The sequence below is a fragment of the Alteromonas sp. AWQ4_252 genome (assembly GCF_056158205.1).
Map to the genome: position 1 here is coordinate 4,302,227 of NZ_JBSWSV010000001.1, position 19,863 is coordinate 4,322,089.

Annotated in this window: 10 protein-coding genes; 6 read left to right on the top strand and 4 right to left on the bottom strand. The window is 46.8% G+C overall.

The annotated features are described in order from the left end of the window. Positions 1-42: 42 nt before the first annotated feature. The 3 genes from ACXACM_RS18855 to ACXACM_RS18865 all read right to left on the bottom strand — a co-directional run bounded on the left by ACXACM_RS18855 (position 43) and on the right by ACXACM_RS18865 (position 7,041). A complete protein-coding gene (locus ACXACM_RS18855; RefSeq protein ID WP_474823677.1) occupies positions 43-3,219 on the bottom strand; it encodes a TonB-dependent receptor in 3,177 nt (1,058 codons plus the stop codon). 335 nt (positions 3,220-3,554) lie between these two features. Beyond that, complete coding sequence (locus ACXACM_RS18860) at positions 3,555-4,271, bottom strand: GntR family transcriptional regulator (protein ID WP_474823678.1); 717 nt, start codon at positions 4,269-4,271, stop codon at positions 3,555-3,557. A gap of 169 nt (positions 4,272-4,440) precedes the next feature. Next, positions 4,441-7,041: a glycosyl hydrolase 115 family protein gene (locus ACXACM_RS18865; RefSeq protein WP_474823680.1), complete on the bottom strand. Its 2,601-nt coding sequence runs from the start codon at positions 7,039-7,041 to the stop codon at positions 4,441-4,443. A gap of 251 nt (positions 7,042-7,292) precedes the next feature. On the opposite strand from ACXACM_RS18865, the gene galB reads away from it, so the two are divergent. From galB to ACXACM_RS18895, 6 genes are all read left to right on the top strand, one after another. Further along, positions 7,293-10,010 (top strand): beta-galactosidase GalB, encoded by a 2,718-nt coding sequence (galB, locus tag ACXACM_RS18870; protein WP_474823681.1) that lies wholly within the window; start codon positions 7,293-7,295, stop codon positions 10,008-10,010. A 63-nt stretch (positions 10,011-10,073) separates the two neighbouring features. Continuing rightward, a complete protein-coding gene (locus tag ACXACM_RS18875) occupies positions 10,074-11,981 on the top strand; it encodes a sialate O-acetylesterase (RefSeq protein ID WP_474823682.1) in 1,908 nt (635 codons plus the stop codon). Between the two features lie 232 nt (positions 11,982-12,213). Further along, on the top strand, positions 12,214-15,267 hold the full coding sequence (locus ACXACM_RS18880; protein WP_474823684.1) for a TonB-dependent receptor: 3,054 nt from the start codon (positions 12,214-12,216) through the stop codon (positions 15,265-15,267). Between the two features lie 73 nt (positions 15,268-15,340). Then, positions 15,341-16,090 carry a SapC family protein gene (locus ACXACM_RS18885; protein WP_474823685.1) on the top strand — a complete coding sequence of 250 codons (750 nt, stop codon included), beginning with the start codon at positions 15,341-15,343 and terminating at the stop codon, positions 16,088-16,090. After that, entirely contained in the window at positions 16,087-17,121 is a 1,035-nt protein-coding gene (locus ACXACM_RS18890) for a cupin-like domain-containing protein (RefSeq protein ID WP_474823687.1), read from the top strand. Before ACXACM_RS18885 ends, ACXACM_RS18890 begins: the two co-directional genes overlap by 4 nt. A 9-nt stretch (positions 17,122-17,130) precedes the next feature. Continuing rightward, the gene (locus ACXACM_RS18895) at positions 17,131-18,621 is read left to right on the top strand and encodes a tryptophan halogenase family protein (RefSeq protein WP_474823688.1); all 1,491 of its coding nucleotides are present in this window, start codon (positions 17,131-17,133) and stop codon (positions 18,619-18,621) included. A gap of 22 nt (positions 18,622-18,643) precedes the next feature. Here the strand turns inward: ACXACM_RS18895 and manD are convergent, their stop codons facing one another. Further along, entirely contained in the window at positions 18,644-19,852 is a 1,209-nt protein-coding gene (manD, locus tag ACXACM_RS18900) for a D-mannonate dehydratase ManD (RefSeq protein ID WP_474823689.1), read from the bottom strand. Positions 19,853-19,863: the final 11 nt, after the last annotated feature.

A 19,863-nucleotide genomic window follows, 5' to 3' on the forward strand; every position in this document is an offset into this window, starting at 1 on the left:
TCTGATATCAGTTATCCTTTTTACACCACTTATGTGGGTGCGTTAAAAATCAAAACCTACATGCAAACTGATCCGGCGATCTGCAATGAATACTGCACGATCTACAAACACACCGTCCAGAATCTCCATTTCAGTTCGCTGCTCTTCGTCAGTTAGGTTTTGCACGTTTAACTTAACATTCAGCGTATCACTAAACCGATACGAAATACTGGCATCAAATCGGCCGATAGCAGAAGCGTATACCGGTAACCCTATCTGAATATCCTCACCACTGGTTGGGTCGTTATATACCCTTGTGGTGCCCGAATCATTGGTGGTGGTCAGATAACGATCCCGCCAGTTATAGGCCAGGCGAGCGCTAATATTGTTTTTGTCATAAAGCAAAGTGGCTGAATACGACCACTCAGACAAGCCAATAACAGGCACGTTTAACGAATCACCATTGATATCCAGTGCAAAGGCATTGGGAGCGTCGTTGTCAATAAACGTTAGGTTACCGTCTACCCCGAAACCACTCAGCCAGCCCGGCAGATTGTCAAAGTATGTGCGGCCACCCAATTCAAAGCCTTTGATTATTGTATCTTCCTCAGCATTAAAATTTGTTCTGCTGGAAACCGGCCCATCGAGAAATACGCTGTTTCCATCACTCACCAAAGCTGATTGCGGATAATCTTCTTCGGAAAAGAAGCCACTGGCCGGTGCGGAAAAATTGTTGAACGTAATATAATTCTCAATAGTTTTATGGAATAAGGACAAATGCATAGATGACCCTTTTTCCGGATACCACTCAAGAGAAACATCATGGTTGTTTGATATTTCAGGTTCTAAAAACGGATTACCTGTCGAGTTACTATAACCAGAGAAAATACCTGGAACAGAAACATCCTGATCTGGATACAGTGCATTTAGATCCTCATTTATTGGATTATCTGTGGTTTGGACACCGGCAGTACCCTGAGCTCGGATATCAGGATAGCGCGGCGGCGTAAGGGTTTTAGTCCACGCATAACGCGCAATTAACTCTTCCGTTAATTCAAATTTAACGTTGAACGACGGTAACCAGTAACTCTTAGAGAACTCACCTACACGATCTATTTCATATCCCACACTTTCCCGGGTTAACGGAGGTTGCGTACCTTCGTTCTCATCCTGCCATGTTGCCACATTCTCAAGCCCACCCATCGCGTCTATAGATGCTTGAGCGTCTTCCAGGCTAGCGTAATAGCGAGAGCCACCTCGGAATACAAAGTTGCCTTTACTTTCTATATCGTAGTTTACCCAGCGAAGGCCGAAGTTACCGCTAAAGTTTGACCACCAATTGTCTCCCAGGTTTTCAAAACCTACCATTGCATACAACGACTGGGTTTTGTGCTTCGTTTCATAGAACGATGGCATTTGGTCAAAATTAGGATTCGGAGTTTCTCCATAAATATAAGTCGTTTGAGTAGGATCCGAGCACTGGTAGTACAAGTCAGGACCGCATGCCGTGTACGTGTTATACATGCGCTCAAATGCGCTGGCATCGTTAATTTGCGGACTTCCCACCCACACAGCACCAGGAGCGGCGGTATCACCTTTGAAGAAGTCAGAGAATTCTTCCAGATAAAAGTCTCCATCCGGTGCAGTGTCTACGAAAGGTCTTGGAACACCATTCCAGCCCCGCCCCGTAGCAGACCACCAGGTACCCACGAAATTATCGCTTTCGCTTCTGTCGGCTACTCGCCCACCTACAGCTACTTTTCTGAAGAAGTCGTGATCAAGAAAAATACTGCCGTCAAGTTGAAAAGCATGCGCATCACCGTCGTTGGAACTATTTAGCCAGTTTACCCGGGACAGGCCGGCATCTGCCGGATTTGTGGATAAGCCATCCACAAACGTCGCACTGGGAATATTACCTGATAGATCAAGGTAAGTTTCAGCCACTACCGGTAAAACCGTTGTTCCTAAACTGTACTTTCCAGAGCTGGAATTCGCTTTCACGTACTGATAGCTACCACGTAAGTCCCAGTAATCGGCAATGTAGTTAAAACCGAAACTATAATCAGCCGTTTTGCTGTTGGAGGGGCTAAAACTGGAATTAGGAGAAACGTTCAAACCCGATGTCAGATTGGTGCTGGATATGGTTCCTCTTTCAAAAACACCATCACTGTTGAACACCGCATCATCAAATACACCTACTGAAGTACCTGGTTCTAACGCTAAAATTTGACTATGCCGATCGCTATCGCGCTCTGATATAAAGCTGGTGTGATACAACTCAAGTGCATCAGACGGCTTCCATTGCAGTGCAACATAGTAACCATTCCTCACCCGCTCGAACTGGTCTTGCGTATAGCGAACACCAGCTGGAACAAAAACCCGCTCGCCGTTATAACTGGTAGCTTGATACGGTGGAAGTATAACGTTACTGTCGTGAGAGGCGATTTTTGAATACGCCAGGTTTACTAAGATACCGAATTCACCTAAATCAGTATCTATTCTATTTGAAACCATACCTGACACCGCGGGTGTGACCTTTTCAGAAAAATCACCATAGTCAGCGGTTACCGATGCATCAGCTTTAAAGCCTTCAAAGTCAAAAGGCATTCGCGTTTGTAGATCGACAGTACCCGATACACCCCCTTCAATCAGATCAGCTCGGCTAGCTTTATAAACAGTTACAGCTTTTAACAGCTCCGGCCCGACATCCGCCCAGCTTAAACCAGAACCGCCGTTTGCCGAAAATACTTCACGACCATTTATCAGCGTTTTAGTCTTGTTCAGGCCCCTCACCTGTACTCCAGAACCTTCAAACGCATACCCATCAGGCGAACCTTCTGCGCCAGCGCGAATTCGATTCATTGTTACACCGGGGGTACGCTCAAGAATTTCCAGCAGCGAAGTACTGGGTACCTTACCCGCTTCATCCAATACAATGGAATCTCCGATGGTATCGGCAGCACGCTTTAAGTCCAGCGCATCCTGTAAAGACTGGCGTTGACCGGTGACCGAGATATATTCAACATCGTCTTCCAATACTTCACTTTCATTTTGTTCATTTACTTGCGCTGGTCTCTGTACTGCACTGTCGTTCTTTTCATCGTTGTTTTGTGCCAGTACTGTCGAGGTACATGACATTACCGCCAACGACAACAGTGATAGCTTAAATGCAGGGTATTTCCTTTTGGTGTTTTCTTGTGTACTCACGGGGTGAAATTTTATTTTTTTAAAGCTAGGCATTGCAGCAGCCCTCCGATGTGGTTGATATCAGGCCCCAACCTGACACGTATATTTCAATGTCCTGGATTTAGACAAACATACTTGTATACAACTTAACTGGACAACCGCATTATCACCCCAAAAGATTAACAAATGGTTTATTTTTATTAACAATGAGGTTACTTTTGTTTGGAAAAATCTTAACGGTCTTGAAATTGCGGCGTTGCTTTAAGGGTGAGAATTCAGATTTAAGCGCCAGCTCGTCTTATCGTTGAAAAATCAATATAAAAACTACAGTTTAAGGGCAATAGATCGGTGCTACAGGCAAGCAGCGAAAGCATTAATATAGCCAGGAACTAAACAAAAAACTCAGGATGTTCTACTGGCAAACGATCCAGCACGTTATAGACTTCCCGCAAATGGACTGTCATCGCAGCGGCTACCTCATCTCTGTTGCCCGACTTTAACGCCCCTATGATATTCCTATGCTGCGCAATTACTCTTGCATACTGCCCCTTCATATGGAGGCTGAGGTTTCGTAAACGATCCATATGCGCTTTTTCTTGTTCAATCATATTGCTGACACGCCCAAAGCCCGTAGTGCTCGCTAAAAGTTGATGAAATTCATCATCTAAAGATTGAAAAAGAAGTGCATCGTCAATGACTGCCGCGGCTTCCTGCTCCTTTATAATTGCCTCAGCTTCAACAAAAATGTGAGGTTCGGCGTGTTCGGCCAAAAAACTGACAACAGAGACTTCAAGGGCTTCGCGAATGAATCGGGCCTCCAAAATTGCTTCACGGCTGAGTCGAGAAACGTAGGTACCACGCTGAGGACGCACTTCTACGAACCCGAGGTTAGCGAGTTTGATGAGAGCTTCCCGCACCGGTGTGCGACTGACCCCAAACCGTGTCGCCAGTGCGGTTTCTGATATCAACTGACCCGGTTCCAGTTGCATACTGACGATAGCATCTCGAATAAAGCCATAAACCTGACTACCAGCGGGACGGCTGTAATCTATTTGCTTTGCATATTCAGCAGCTTGCTCCAAAAACAAGACTGATTTATTACTCACAACCGCAGACCTCATGCTCTACTGGTGAACCAGCGTGCCAGTGTATCTGATGTTCATACACGCTTCACTTTGTTTTTTTGAGATTTAACAACGATGTTTATCACGGATATGCCGAATTTAAAAACGTGAACCTGAACTACTATACTCGGTTCACGTTTCCTTCTATTCGCTATTCTTCACTAAAAAGCTCACTAAAAAAGCGACCGATGGCTGATTGCGTAGCTGGTTTTTGCTTTTCTGAGTAAGCAATACGCAGCGTTTCCAACACAATATTATCGTCTATTCTATACAGAGTAAGCTTGTGACTACCTTCATCGAGATCCTCTGCAGTCCATGACAAGGTATGCTTGTTGTTGATGACAGCATTCGCCCATGCTTTCTCTTCGGCAGTGCGCTGTGCGCCTCCGGTAGCGTGTAAATCAAAGCTAAGCACTTCCACTGGCTTATCGTCAATTTTAACGCCTAGGCGAATACCCCCGCGGCCGTAAGTATCCAATGTGGGGCTTAGTTCAATGTTCACCAGCGCATCACCGTAAAAAGGCTGTTCCAATGTGTAGGTCAAAGACACATTGTCTTCTACAGATGTAGGACCCTTACCCTGAGGCAGCGCAATGACACCGGCTTTCCCCTGACCTAGGTGCTCCACTTTGGTCCAGTGTAACCGCTTGTTTGTGCTTGCGTTCTTATAATCGGCAGCATTGATAACTTGTTTATTGTCTGCCACTGGTACTTCACTAAACGCAACAGCAATATCATTCTTGCCACCATAAATTGTGGACACCGCAGGCATGGTTTGTTGTTCAGGATCATTCCATGTAACGTAGTTCATATGCACCTGGTTAATCATACCATCCCACTTTCCGTCGTTTATGGTGTGATATTTCTCTGTCAGCGCTTTGTCTTTGGCAAAATTTGTTTCCACAATATTTTTAAAGTAGTTTGCACGGGAGTCACCAGCGTCAACCAGTTTTTGGTTCCATGCAGCAGCGAAATACATTTCGTATAAGTTACTCATTGATGCAATAGGCCACTCAACAAGCTGGAAGAATGCTGGATAATGGGCTTCATCAATACGGGCTTTCACTTTTACCATATCCGCTTCAAGCTGCTGCCATTTGGCGAAATATTCATAAAAGTCGCCAGGTTGCAATTCTGGCGTCGTTGCCTCACCTACAGAAAATGTATTTTGGTTCAGAAGTTCAGGTTTACGTGTCGCAGCAAATGTGCCATAACGCTCGAGAAGACTGGCAATATCGTTCGCCAGTTCAGCCCCAAAGGATTGCTTTGCGAACTGAGACGCAAATGCCTGTAATGCTTCAGGTCCCATTGCTTCAGGATCCCATGCCATAGTTAAGAAGAAATCAATTGGGTACTCAATGGGCTTGAGATCACCTACATTGACTACCCATAGATCCTTCGCTCCCCGCTCATATGACAGATTCATCTGCTGCCATACCTTACCTATTTGAACTGTGTTGGTCCATTTGTAGTTCCGCGGAACGCCGACGTAATCGAAATGATAATAAACACCAAAACCACCTTCGCGATCGACATTTTTTGTCGGTAAGCGACGTACTTGACCCCAGTTGTCGTCTGCAAAAAGCAGAGTGACATCATCCGGCACAGTCATACCTTTATCGTAATAATCCTGCACTTCTTTATATAGCGCCCATACCTGTGGTGTCTCTTCGGAAGGTTTACCAGTTACGTCAGCAATAATATTGCGCTGATCTTTAACCACTTTTTCCAACAATTCAATGGCAGTACCTTCCGACATTGGCTCATCGCCGTCGCCCCGCATCCCAACAGTGACAAGCGATTCGTAAGGGGTACCATCGCCCTTTGACATCATGCGCTCTATACCACCACGCCAGAATTTCTGAATATTTTCCTGGTTTGTTTCATAGTTCCATGCACCACCACCTGCAGGGTTCTCACTTTTGCGGTGCCACTCTGCATGAGCCCTCGTCATGGGCTCATGATGCGATGTGCCCATTACCATACCCATACTGTCAGCCAGTTCCGTATTTTTTGGATCATCCAGGTGGAAAGCTTTTCCCCACATGGCTGGCCAGATATAATTGCCTTTGAGTCGCAGAATCAAGTCGAACATGTGCTCATACATGCCAGCATTTACACCGCCAAATTTTTTCTGCGCCCATCCTTTTAATGCAGGATCCTCGTCGTTGATGAAGATGCCGCGATACCGCACTTTAGGTTTATCTTTACTACTGCCGGGCGTGATATACACATTAGCGTGCTGTTCTGTGGGCACATCGGCAAACCAATACCAAGGTGAGACTCCCATTTGCTCAGATATTTCGAACGTACCGAATATTGCTCCACGTCGATCTGCGCCTACCACTACAAGAGCGCGCTCAACACCAGACACTGGCTCGTTGACGACCGCTATCTTATAAGCCTCCCACTGGCCCTGAATATCCGACACATCCAATTTGCCGCTTTCTATCAGGCTATCGATAATTGTATCCTGGCCCACTACACCGATAATCACCGCAGACTGCTCAACTTTGAGTGCCTCAGAAATATTCGCGCGAACACCTCCGACTCTTTCAATATCATCGGAAAATGCGTTGGCAACACGTTTAACAGCAGGGTCTGCATTCGGGGATATGACAATAGGTAGGGGCCTGCTGTCTTTAATCAGCGGTAAACCACTGTTGTCGTTAAAACATACAGAAGCTGGTTTTTCACAGGCGAAGGTTACGCCGGATAATAACGCACACATCAGTGATGCGGATTTGATCATTGCTCTCATACCGGATAGTCACTCAGTTAAATAATTCGTTTACAAAATTTAAACACAACACCCTAAACTAGTATACAAGTATGCATTATGTTTTTTTGTTTTCCGATTTTGCTTTTTCCCCTTCTTTAATAAGGTGTTGAGAAATTTGGTTTCTGATTTACTTATTTTCCTATCACCTTTCAAAAGCAGTTCTCCTATGTATATTTGGCGAAATAAACCGTCGAGTCACAATTATTTAACAGAGACTTATTATGACAACAATTACGCTTCGAAAATGGCTGGTGATACTGACAACCTTGTTGCTGGCCAGTAGCGCGTCAGCCAGTCCACGGGAAAAAGTAGACTTAACAAGGGATTGGCGCTTTTTTCGCTATGCCGATAACCAAACGCCGGATAGCTTAATTTATGATACGCGGCCGTCTATAGGTTCGTTCAACGACAGTCAGGCTGCGGATACGCGCCCAACAGACGCAGTGGCAACGGAAAGCAAAGGCAATGTACTAAAACCCTGGATCCTTCCTTCCGGCAATGCTTTTATTGCCGACCCGAAGAAACGACATACCCGGCCCGATGGCAACCCGGGAAGTCAATTTCCTTTTGTTCAGGCTAGCTTTGATGACAGCGAGTGGAAAAGTATTGATTTACCTCACGACTGGGCCATAGCAGGGCCATTTTATAGTGGAAGTAACCCGAAAGTAGGCGGGGGAATGGGCCGCTTACCCTCTCACGGCGTAGGTTGGTACAGAAAGCAATTTACTACCACCGAGAGTGATAAAGGCAAGCGCATCTATTTACATATTGACGGTGCGATGTCTTACTCCATGGTGTGGCTCAATGGTCAACTGGTAGGGGGGTGGCCATATGGTTATAGCTCTTACCAACTCGATTTAACCCCGTATTTATCAAAAGATGGAAACAACCAGCTTGCCATAAGACTAGACAATCCTCCAAAGTCCTCCCGGTGGTACCCTGGTGGTGGCATTTATCGCAACGTCTGGTTGGAAAAAACAGCACAAATCCACGTAAGCCAGTGGGGCACGCAGGTGATCACTCCGTCGGTATCAACGCAGCAAGCAAAGATTTCGGTGGCAACCTCTCTGGTGAATCATTTGTCTGTCAAGAGCGATGTGACTTTAAAGCAAAGCATTCACGAACTGTCTGAACAAGATGAGATAAGTCTACAAGCAGTGCAGCGACTGCCTGATCAACTTGTTACGATGACACCTAATGGGACGCGGGAAATGAACATCTCTACGGTGTTGAAAAATCCACGGCTGTGGGGTCCTGTCCCTCATCAGGTTCCTCACCGTTACGCTTTGGTGACGAGTATTATCCACAATGGGGAGGAAATCGACCGTCATATTACACCGTTTGGTATACGCGAATTAACGTTCGATCCTGATGTCGGCGTGTTAGTAAACGGCCAACACATCCCACTTCAAGGCGTCAACCAACATCATGATTTAGGGTCTCTCGGAGCGGCATTCAATCTTCGTGCAGCTCAGCGACAATTGGAAATTCTTCAGGAGATGGGAGTTAATGCCATCCGTATGGCGCACAATCCTCCAGCGCCAGAGTTACTCACCCTGACAGACAAAATGGGTATATTGGTATTAAATGAGTCGTTTGATAGCTGGTACAAAAAGAAAACCCCTCTGGATTTTCATCTGATTTTTCCTGACTGGCACGAGCAGGATCTCAGGGCACTCGTTCGCAGAGACAAAAACCACCCGTCGGTAATAATGTGGTACATCGGTAATGAAGTGGGTGAGCAGTACACCGGCCAATCCGGCGCTGATATCGCTCTGAAACTGAAAGCAATTGTGAAGGAAGAAGATCCAACACGTCCTGTCACGGCATCCATGAACTGGGCAAAAGCTGATTTTCCTTTTAGTGCTGCCATGGACTTGATTAGTCTGAATTATCAGGGTGAAGGCATCCGTCAGGCACCGGAGTTTGAAGGAACTGAGCGCATCCGTACCCCGCCGTCTTATCCAAGTTTTCGTAAAGCGCACCCTGACAAGGTCATTTTGTCCAGTGAAACTGCATCCGCGTATAGTTCCCGCGGTCTCTACTTCTTTCCTGTCACATCAATGGAAAGTGCACCGGTACGGGATGGTCTGGGGGGCAATTCTAAAATTCATCAGGTGAGTAGTTACGAGCTTCATGCTGTTGATTTTGGCGCATCTGCCGACAAAGTATTTCGTTACCTCGATACCTATCCCTTCGTCGCCGGACAGTTTGTATGGAATGGTTTTGACTACCTTGGGGAGCCAACACCGTACTACGCTGCACGCAGTTCGTATTCCGGCATGATTGACCTGGCTGGATTTAAAAAAGATCGATTCTATCTTTACCAAAGTGAATGGCGTCCGAATCATCCCATGGCACATATACTTCCCCATTGGAACTGGTCTGGCAGAGAAGGAGAAGTTACGCCTGTACATGTATTTACCTCTGGTGATGAAGCTGAACTCTTTATTAACGGAAAATCTCAGGGAAGAAAAAAGAAGGGACCATTAGAATATCGCATACGCTTTGACGATGTTAAGTACACACCAGGCACCGTTGAGGTTATCGCCTACAAAAAAGGAAAGCTGTGGGCAAAAGATAAAGTTACGACAGCTTCCTCTGCCGACGCCATACAGCTATCTGTGGATCGACACACTATCAAAGCTGACGGTAAGGATCTCTTTTTTATCACCCTCAATATTGTGGATGAAAAGGGTATTTTTGTCCCTACTGCAACCCATGAGATCGAGTTCTCTGTTACCGGGCCAGGGCGAATTGTCGCTACCGACAATGGAGACTCAACTAACTTCACCTCATTCACGTCAAAAAAACGACGTGCTTTTAGCGGCAAGCTTCTTGCGATAGTACAGAGTAAACTCGGTGAAAAAGGCGAAATATTAGTGTCTGCAAGTCATCCCCAACTAGGGACTACCACGTTATCACTTAAGTCGAAATAAACATTGATGACAGTAACCATTCATAAGTGGAAAACTTGCATCGTTAAACAACAAGGAGGCCTCATGGCGCGAGCTATTTTGTATCTGTTTGTATTGGTTTGTTGGCCCGTTCAGGCAGTAACTGTTCATCGACTAATTTCTGACGGCGCGGTACTGCAACGCGGTCATACTATTCCCGTGAGTGGTTCAGCTCAAAGCACTTCGGTCGTTGTGTGGCTGAACAGCACTTTAGTGGGTAAAACCACCGTAAAGGATAATCAGTGGCAAGTCTCTCTGCCAGCTCAAGCTGCAGGGGGCCCTCATACACTGAAAATCATGGGCGATGAAGAGTTAATCATTTCTGATATCTATTTTGGCGATGTGTTCTTAGCATCAGGGCAGTCCAACATGGAGCTGACTATGTCCAGAGTAGAAGAGGCCTACCCCGAGGATGTTGAAAACGCGGATTTTCCTCGCATCAGGGAGTTCACTGTACCTGACACTTATCGGTTCGATGTCGAAAACACCGATTATTCAGGCGGCAAGTGGTCAACGGCCACGCCAGAGAATATAAGAAAGCTTTCAGCTTTGGGGTTTTATTTCGCACGGGAACTGCATCTGTCAGAAAACGTCCCTATCGGTATTATTAATGCTGCTTTGGGAGGTTCTCCTATTGAAGCATGGATGGCCAGAGAAATATTAATTGCTTACCCTGAAGCTATGGCCGCTGGTGATTATTTCGCAAAGCCAGGGAATATTGAAGCGACCAAAAATAAGGAGAAAGCTGCAATAGACGCTTGGTATCAGGCACTAAATGAAAATGACAAAGGGCTCAACCCCGACCCATGGTATCGACCAGATTTCAATGATGACGGATGGCAAACTATAGAAATGCCAGCCAACTTACCCGGTTTTGAAGAAGGATTTGCCGGCGTATGGTGGCTCAGAAAACACGTTCATCTTAATTCTGCCCCTGATACTTCGTTTATATTACGGCTAGGTCGCATTGTGGACGCCGATGAGGTATGGGTAAATGGAGTTAAAATCGGTAACACCACATATCAATACCCGCCAAGGCGTTACACCGTGCCGGCTTCCGCTCTTAGCAAAGGTGATAATGTCATTACAGTCAGGGTGACTTCTAACGGTGGTTCCAGCGGTTTTGTTACTGACAAACCATATTTTCTCGGTAAAAGCGAAAGTGAAGGTATATCGCTTAGTGGTAGCTGGAAGTACAAGGTGTCACACCAAACCCAAAAAACACCGTCTACTACTTTCATTCGTTGGAAACCCATGGGGTTATTTAACGCTATGATTGCCCCAGCCACCCACTACCCGCTGTCCGGAGTTCTTTGGTATCAGGGAGAATCTAATGCCTCGAGCCCCAACGGTTATGCTGATAAGCTCGCAAAGATGATGTCTCACTGGCGAAGCCGCTGGCGCCAGCCAGAATTAGCGTTTTTTATCGTTCAACTCACGAACTTTATGGAGCGACGAACACAGCCAGAAGAGAGCACTTGGGCTGAATTACGTCAGGAACAAGCCAAGGCAGCGTCGACAGACAACACCGCTTTAGTTGTTACAATTGACATTGGTGAATGGAACGACATTCACCCGGTGAACAAACGCGAAGCCGCACACAGAGCTGCACTTGCGGCGCAACACCTGATTTACAACAAGCCTGTCCGTTACAGAGGCCCGAAAGTAGTATCAGTGAAACAACTGGACGATGGCGTGCTGCTCACTTTCGATACCAAACTGGACCCGTCGCCGTCAGCTTATACGTTAGCACACAGCTTTGCCGTTGCCGGCGAAGATGGTCAGTTTATCTGGGCGAAAGCAACCATAAAGGACAAACAGGTGTACCTGAATCACTCGACATTAATCGAGCCTAAAAAGGTACGGTACGCGTGGGCAAATAATCCTGAGGTGTCGATTTTCAGCCCGGAAGGATTACCTGCAGCCCCCTTTGAAATTCCCATGACACTCTAAAATTGTCTCTCTGTTTGCGCGGTCGCCGCCGCGCAAAAAAAACACGCCAGATGTAAAAAAAAATAATAGCTATTTATCTGTTCTAAATGAAAAGATTTACACGTTGTTAACAAGTTATTAATGTAAGCTGACATGCCTGGTAGGCCTTGCATGTAGAAATAGCCTCTGGAGACAGCAAGAACAATAAAATGTAAACGAAATGTACCAGGCACATCTCATTAGGACTCAGATCATGGACAAAACACACACGTTCAGGCAATCGATGGTGACCAAAGCAATTTCTGTTGTACTCGGGACTGTAGTGGCATTACCGGCAATCGCACAAACTGAAGACCCTGTGGAAGTTATTGAGGTTACAGGGCTGCGGTCTAGCCTCGCAGAAGCCGCGTTAATAAAACGGCAATCAATGGGTGTTGTAGACGCAATTTCCGCGGAAGACATAGGCAAATTTCCCGACACAAACCTTGCGGAATCTCTACAAAGGATAACCGGTGTTTCTATTAGCCGCACAAATGGGGAAGGAAACGAAATCACCGTAAGAGGGTTCGGTGGTGGTAATAATATGATTACCCTCAACGGCCGTATGATGCCTGCTGCGCAAACCTACGGTGGTGGTAGTGGTGCTGACGGAACAACCCGAGGCGGCAGTACACGTGCTTTCGATTTTGCCAACTTGGCATCCGAAGGGATACGTTCCGTTGAAGTTTACAAAACGAGTAAGGCCAGCATTGCCACGGGAGGCATCGGAGCAACAGTCAATATCGGAACCGCCCGCCCCCTCGATACTCCCGGTTTTCGTTCAACTGTGGGGGTGAAAGCCGTCCACGACACCACTAATAGGGTCGGTGATGATGTCACGCCAGAATTGTCTGGTTTGATAAGCTGGACCGACGAAGACGCCAAATTCGGCGTGTCTTTGACTGGCAGTTTACAGGAGCGACATTCAGGTTACGTGGGTGCAACTGTAAACGATTGGAATATTGGCACATGGGGCGACCCAAACGATCCGGATACGCTGTTTAACAACAGCGGGGATATTTATGAAAATGCGCCTGATGTGGGCCAGCTCTATGCCCGTCCAAACGATATACGCTATGCATTTTCAGATACAGAAAGGACACGTACCAATGCTCAACTGACCTTACAGTACGCCGCATCGGACAACCTTGTGGCGACGTTTGATTATCTTTACGCTGAAAATGATATTCAGGAGCACCGCGGCGAAATCACCAACTGGGTACAAAACGGGTCAAATGTTACAGCAGTAGTGTTTGATGATGGTCCGGTTGCTACGCCTATATACATCGCAGAATCTTACCCAGGCACTGTGGACGAAGGCTATGAGCAACAATGGCGAGAACAAACCAACACGTTGAATTCATTAGGCATAAACCTTGAGTATTTTGCCTCTGACAACCTTATGTTCACCCTTGATGCACACAGTTCAAAAATGGAAAGTTTACCCAGCGGTCCAAGTGATAATGCTGCTTCCGGAGAAATTGCAGTTGGTATAGGTGCACCTACTGTCACCTCCCGTGAATGGTGGTTTGATACCGAATTGCCCACTTATCGAAACGTCTACGATGACAGTGACAGAGGAAACGGCAATGGCGTCATTGATGCCGGCGACGTCGGATCATCGATTCTTCGATTTCGCCATGCTTCACAGGAAACCGAAATCAATCAGTTAAAGCTGGATGGCAAATGGATGTTCGATAGTGGGGAGATTGACTTTGGCGTAGAAACCCGCGCTATGGAAATGACAGCGCGGCAAACTGCCGGCGACAATATGACGTTGGGAAACTGGGGAATAGCGAACCCTGGCGAATTTTCAGAAGGCCTCCTTCAACCCATTGATGTAGGTGGGTTATTCAAAGATTTTGATACCGGGGAAAGTCAGGGTTTAGGCTTTATTGCTGACCCCATCGCATTAGCCCGTGAAGGAATTGCTCTGTATCCGTCAGACGCAAACTATTTTGGTGTTAGTAATGTTTTCTCAACTAACGATGTGGTGGAAGAAGACACCATGGCTGCCTATTTCCAGGTCATGCTGAGCGGCGAGTTGGGCAACATGCCGGTGAATGTGCTGGCCGGTGTTCGCTATGAAACCACCGATGTTACCTCTACATCTCTGGTAACGCCACCAAGCTACCTCATATGGGAAAACAACAACGACTTCAGTTTGTACACTGATCCTACCACAGATACGATCCCACTTTCTGTCGAAGCAAACTATGATCACCTGCTCCCCAGCTTTGACTTCGATATCATGTTAACAGATGACGTAAAAGCGAGATTTTCTTACAGTAAAACCATTGCCAGAGCCGGATACGGTGATTTACGGGTTTCTCCCAGCGGTTTCGGTACATCAGGGTCTACGTTAAATGGCACCCGCCCTACTGCGAGCTCGTCTAACCCTGCACTTTTGCCGTTGGAGTCAGATAACTTTGATGTGTCAGCAGAGTGGTATTTTGAAGAAAATAGTTACGCCTCTATTGGATTCTTCGAAAAACGGGTAGCTAATTTCATCGGTACAGGACAAGAAGACCGAAGTTTCTTTGGTATTCTTGATCAGACCAATGGCCCCCGTGCACTAGCTGCAGCAGATGCCCTAAGAGACAGAGGTTTTGCTGTCGACGATACATCCCTCTTTGCCATGATGGTACTGTTAGAACATCCCGAAGCCTTTCCCAACGGTGCTGATGACTATACCGGTTCAGCAGAGCAATTATTGCAATTAGGCGAAACCCCGGGATGGGACATCGTGCCAGAAGAGGGCGACCCGGAAATGGTATTCAGGACGAGTCTGCCGCAAAACAACAGGGAAGCGAAGTTGTACGGTGCGGAAGTTGCCTTACAGCACTTTTTCGGCGAATCAGGTTTTGGATTCCAGGCAAACTATACATTGGTTCGCGGAGATATAGGTTTCGACAACAATGGCAGCCCCGATGTTTCTCAGTTTGCGCTGGCAGGTTTGAGTGATACCGCCAACTTTGTTTTTATTTATGACAAAGATGGTTTGACCGCTCGGGTAGCATATAACTGGCGTGACCAGTACCTGAATCGTATTAACTATCGCGGCTCGAATAACCCGACTTATGTTGAAAGCTATGCGCAAATTGATGCCAACGTGAGTTACGACGTTAATGAACAGTTGACAGTGTTCATTGAAGGCATAAATATTACCGGAGAAGATCGCCGCGAGCATGGCCGTACGAAAAATCAGTTGTGGTACTTGGAGGATTTAGGAGCGCGTTACCACCTTGGAGCTCGATACAAGTTCTGATGTCACCGAGCAGGTAGTCACGGTCGGTGTGTTTGATCGGCCGTGACGCTTTATCTACGCGAATGGACGCCCTATGGCAAATTTACAATTACTCAATAACATTAGCCATAAAGCACTGCGGGTTTTCACTCGCTACAGCACGCAATATGGTGATAACGTTGGCAGTGTGCTAACTTTTCCTGTTGAATTTGACGATTTACACAAAGAATATCCAATATTACTGCGCCGACATCCGACTCACGGTTTGCAGTCGGTGGCACTACTCGGGCTCTCTGCAGAAGAAAATCTCTATCTCAACGAGCATTATCCATCCCCCCCTGCAGCCGGCAGCTGGATGGCCCGATATGTACCAGCGATAGTGGCGAAAGGCCCATTTATGATTGGATACCAGCACCAAAATGGCAAATCTGAACCCGTTGTACACGTGGATATGGACCATCCGAGGATCTGTGCAGACGTGGATTCCGGTACTCAGGTATTTTTGCCTCAGGGTGGTGAAAGTAGCTACCTTCAAAAAGTAGCTTCCACACTGCAAAGGTTGCACAACGGACAAGAAGACGCCGCGCTATTCTTCCGCAAACTGGAACACTTAGAGCTGGTTAAACCCGTCAATTTTTCAATCACTTTACAGTCGGGAACCAAGGTTTCTATCGAAGGTTACGAAACAATTTGTGCTGAAACATTTGCAGCCTTGCCGGAAAGCACGCTGTTTGAACTGCATAAAAAGGGCTGGTTGAACTATATTGTTTTTCTGCAATCGTCATTGGCAAATATTAACTGGCTCATAGATATGAAAAATGCTTTGGAGTTCAGCCAAACGTGAATAAAACCGCCTGGAAACCAGTTCGGGAAATCAATAACGCAACCCCGACATCCCTCCCTGCTGACTTGATTGCACAGCGTACCCCTCTGGTTATGCGTGGTTTAATTAAATCCTGGCCTGCTGTGAAAGACGCATCAGACACACCACGTCTTATGCAAAGGATAAAAAACGCCTATAACGGTAAACCCACGATGATTTACCAGGCTCCGCCTTGTGTTAAGGGGCGTTTTGCTTACGGTCCTGATATGACGCAATTAAACTATGACAGTATACGCGGTGACGTTGCGGTTATGCTGGACGATATCGCCAATACGTTGACTGAAGAATTCCCGCCTTCAAGGTATATCGCCTCAAATCAGTTACACAGCCACTTTCCCGGGCTGCAACGAGAGCATTCATTGACTTTGCCACCACCAATTACTAATCCTGACGCTGCTGCCCCTATTACAAGCATTTGGATGGGAAACCGTTCAATTGCGTGTGCGCATTTCGATGCGCTGGAAAATATTGCCTGCTGCGTCGCTGGTGAGAGGCGTTTCAATCTGTTTCCTCCAGACCTTGTTCAACATCTCTACCCAGGGCCGCTGCATATTACGCCGGGAGGTCAGCCTGTCACTCTGGTAGATATACATCACCCTGACTTAAATCAATTTCCCCAGTTTGCCACCGCCCGTGAGAATGGCTACGACGTTACGCTAGCACCTGGTGATGCGATCTACATTCCTTCGATGTGGTGGCATCAGGTTGAAGGACTACATCCTTTTAACGTTATGATCAACTGTTGGTGGAACATGGCTCCGGCACATCTGGCTGCCGGTATGGGCGCTCTGCTTCACAGCATACTCGCTATCAGAGATAAACCAAACCACGAAAAAGCTGCATGGAAAGCCCTGTTTGACTATTATATATTCTCTGACGGTGACTGCAGCACAACTCATATTCCCGCTCCGGCAAGAGGACCACTTGCAACCCTTGATGAAAATACTGCAAGACAACTCAGAGCCCTCCTTATACGCCAGTTAAATCAATAGGTCCCGGTTATGTTTACTCATCAGACAACAGAAAAATTTCGCGTGGTGATTGCCGGCGGCGGCACAGCAGGTTGGATGACAGCGGCTGCACTTGCAAAGAAATTGGGGCCGCTACTCGATATAACGCTGGTAGAATCGTCAGATATTCCCACCATTGGAGTGGGTGAGGCCACCATTCCTCCACTTCGGGTTTTTCATCAACTACTCGGCATCAACGAAGCTGATTTTATGCGTGCCACCTCAGCCACCTTTAAACTGGGGATTCAGTTTGAAAAATTCGGCAATACACAAACAAGCTACATCCACTCCTTTGGTCAAACAGGTCAGTCCAGCTGGCTCGCTGATTTTTTCCACTTCTGGAGAGAAGCGCATCAACGTGGTATTGCAGGAGAATATGGAAGTTACTGCCTGGAGCTGGAAGCCGCAAAAGCAAACAAGTTCTACACGTCAGCTCAAAATTCGCCATTAAACTATGCATATCATCTCGACGCCGGTGCATACGCGACTTTCTTAAAAAAACTCGCTGTAGGGTCTGGGGTGAGACATATCGTCGACAATATTAAGGACGTATCCATTTGCTCCTCCGGCGATATTGAAGCTCTTTCGCTTGAACAACAAGGTTATATTAAGGCTGATCTCTTTATTGATTGTACCGGTTTCAAAGCCAAACTTATTAAAGAAGCACTGAATGTTGGCTTCGAAGATTGGTCTCACTGGCTGCACTGCGACCGCGCATTAGCGGTACAAACCGAACTCTCCCCGCCGATTAGACCCTACACAGTTGCTTCAGCTCATGGTGCTGGCTGGCGGTGGGAAATTCCTCTTCAGCACAGGATGGGTAATGGGTTTGTTTATAGCAGTAGGTATTTAAGTGATGAACAGGCTGAGGCCCAGTTTGAGCAGGCTTTGCGTACCCCACCATTGCAACCATTGCGACGCATACAATTCACTACGGGCAGGCGTCTTCGAGCCTGGCAAAACAATTGCGTGGCTATCGGGCTATCCAGTGGTTTTGTAGAGCCAATGGAATCGACCAGTATTCATTTGATTGTGATGGGTATCACACGGCTCATGCAATTGTTCCCCTTTTGCAGCGATTCGACGAACTTACGCAATGCATATAATGAACAAACTCAAACAGAGCTTGAAAAAATCCGTGATTTTATCGTATTGCATTATCACGTGACGGAGAGACGTGACACACCCTTCTGGCAAACGTGTAAAGAAATGGAGATCCCCGACACCTTGGCTGAGCGCATCACGCTGTTTAAAGAGCATGGTCATGCCATGCAAAAAGACGGCGAACTATTCCGCGTTGATTCATGGTCACAGGTGATGCTTGGTCAGGGCCTGCTGCCGTTATCATGGCACCCTGTCGCCAAAATGATGTCTGACGAGCAACTTTCCGCAGCCATGGCGAAAGGCCGCCAGGAAATTCAGCAAAGGGTTGCCAAGTTACCCGAACACCAAGCGTTTATTCGCCAGTACTGCGCCTCATAAAATCGTCGCCAATTGATGTAGGCTACCAGTTCCAAAGCGTACCATCTTCCAACCGGTTAACCGGCAACATGGCACGTTTGTACGGGTATTTTTTCGCCAGGGATTCATCAATATCTACGCCATGTCCAGGCGACTCTCCGGGAGTAAAGAAGCCCTTGTTGAACTCATAATCGAACGAAAATACAGATTCCATTTCCTCTGTATACGGCATGTGCTCCTGAATACCGAAATTTGGTACCCAATAGTCAAAATGCAACGCCGCGCCCATACAGACTGGAGATAAATCCGTTGCACCATGAAAGCCGGTTCTAACGTGATACAGACCTGCGAAGTCAGCCAGTCTGCGCATTTGAGTAATCCCACCGGCATGTACCAACGTAGAGCGAATGTAATCGATATACTGATTCTGTATCAACGAGCGACAATCGTGAATGGAGTTAAACACCTCTCCCACAGCCAGAGGTGTGGTTGTATGCTCGCGGATCAGTCGAAAACTATCCTGATTTTCTGCAACAACGGCATCTTCCATCCAAAACAAATGATACGGTTCCAGCTCTTTTCCGAGCCGCGCTGCCTCAATGGGAGTTAACCGGTGATGAACGTCGTGCAGTAAGTGAATATCGTTGCCATACTGACTGCGCACTGCATCAAAAAGCTTCGGCGCAAAGTTCAGGTACTTCTGCGTGCTCCACACACTTTCGGAGGGGAGTTCAGCGTCAGCAGGTTCGTATTTTTTACCGTCTTTAGCAACACCGTATGTACTCGCTAAGCCAGGGATCCCCGATTGCACTCGCACAGCCTGATAACCCGCATCAATAGCTTTGCCGACTGCATCGAGGGTGGCTTCAATACACGTTCCGTCAGCATGGGTATAGGTCATTATTTTATCACGACTCCGTCCTCCCAATAATTGATAAAGCGGTAAATTAGCCATTTTCGCCTTAATGTCCCACAATGCGATATCAACTGCGGCAATAGCTGTCATAGCGACGGGTCCGCGCCGCCAGTAAGCGCCGCGATATAAAAATTGCCAGATATCCTCAATACGCTGAGGATCTTTTCCTATCAGGGTTGGAATAACATGGTCTTCAAGATAGCTGACAACAGGCAATTCCCGGCCATTTAGTGTTGCATCGCCAATGCCATACAACCCTTCATTAGTAACAATTTTTAGTGTTACAAAATTGCGGCCAGGTGAGCACACAATGACCTTAGCGTCGATAATTTTCATCGACCATCTCC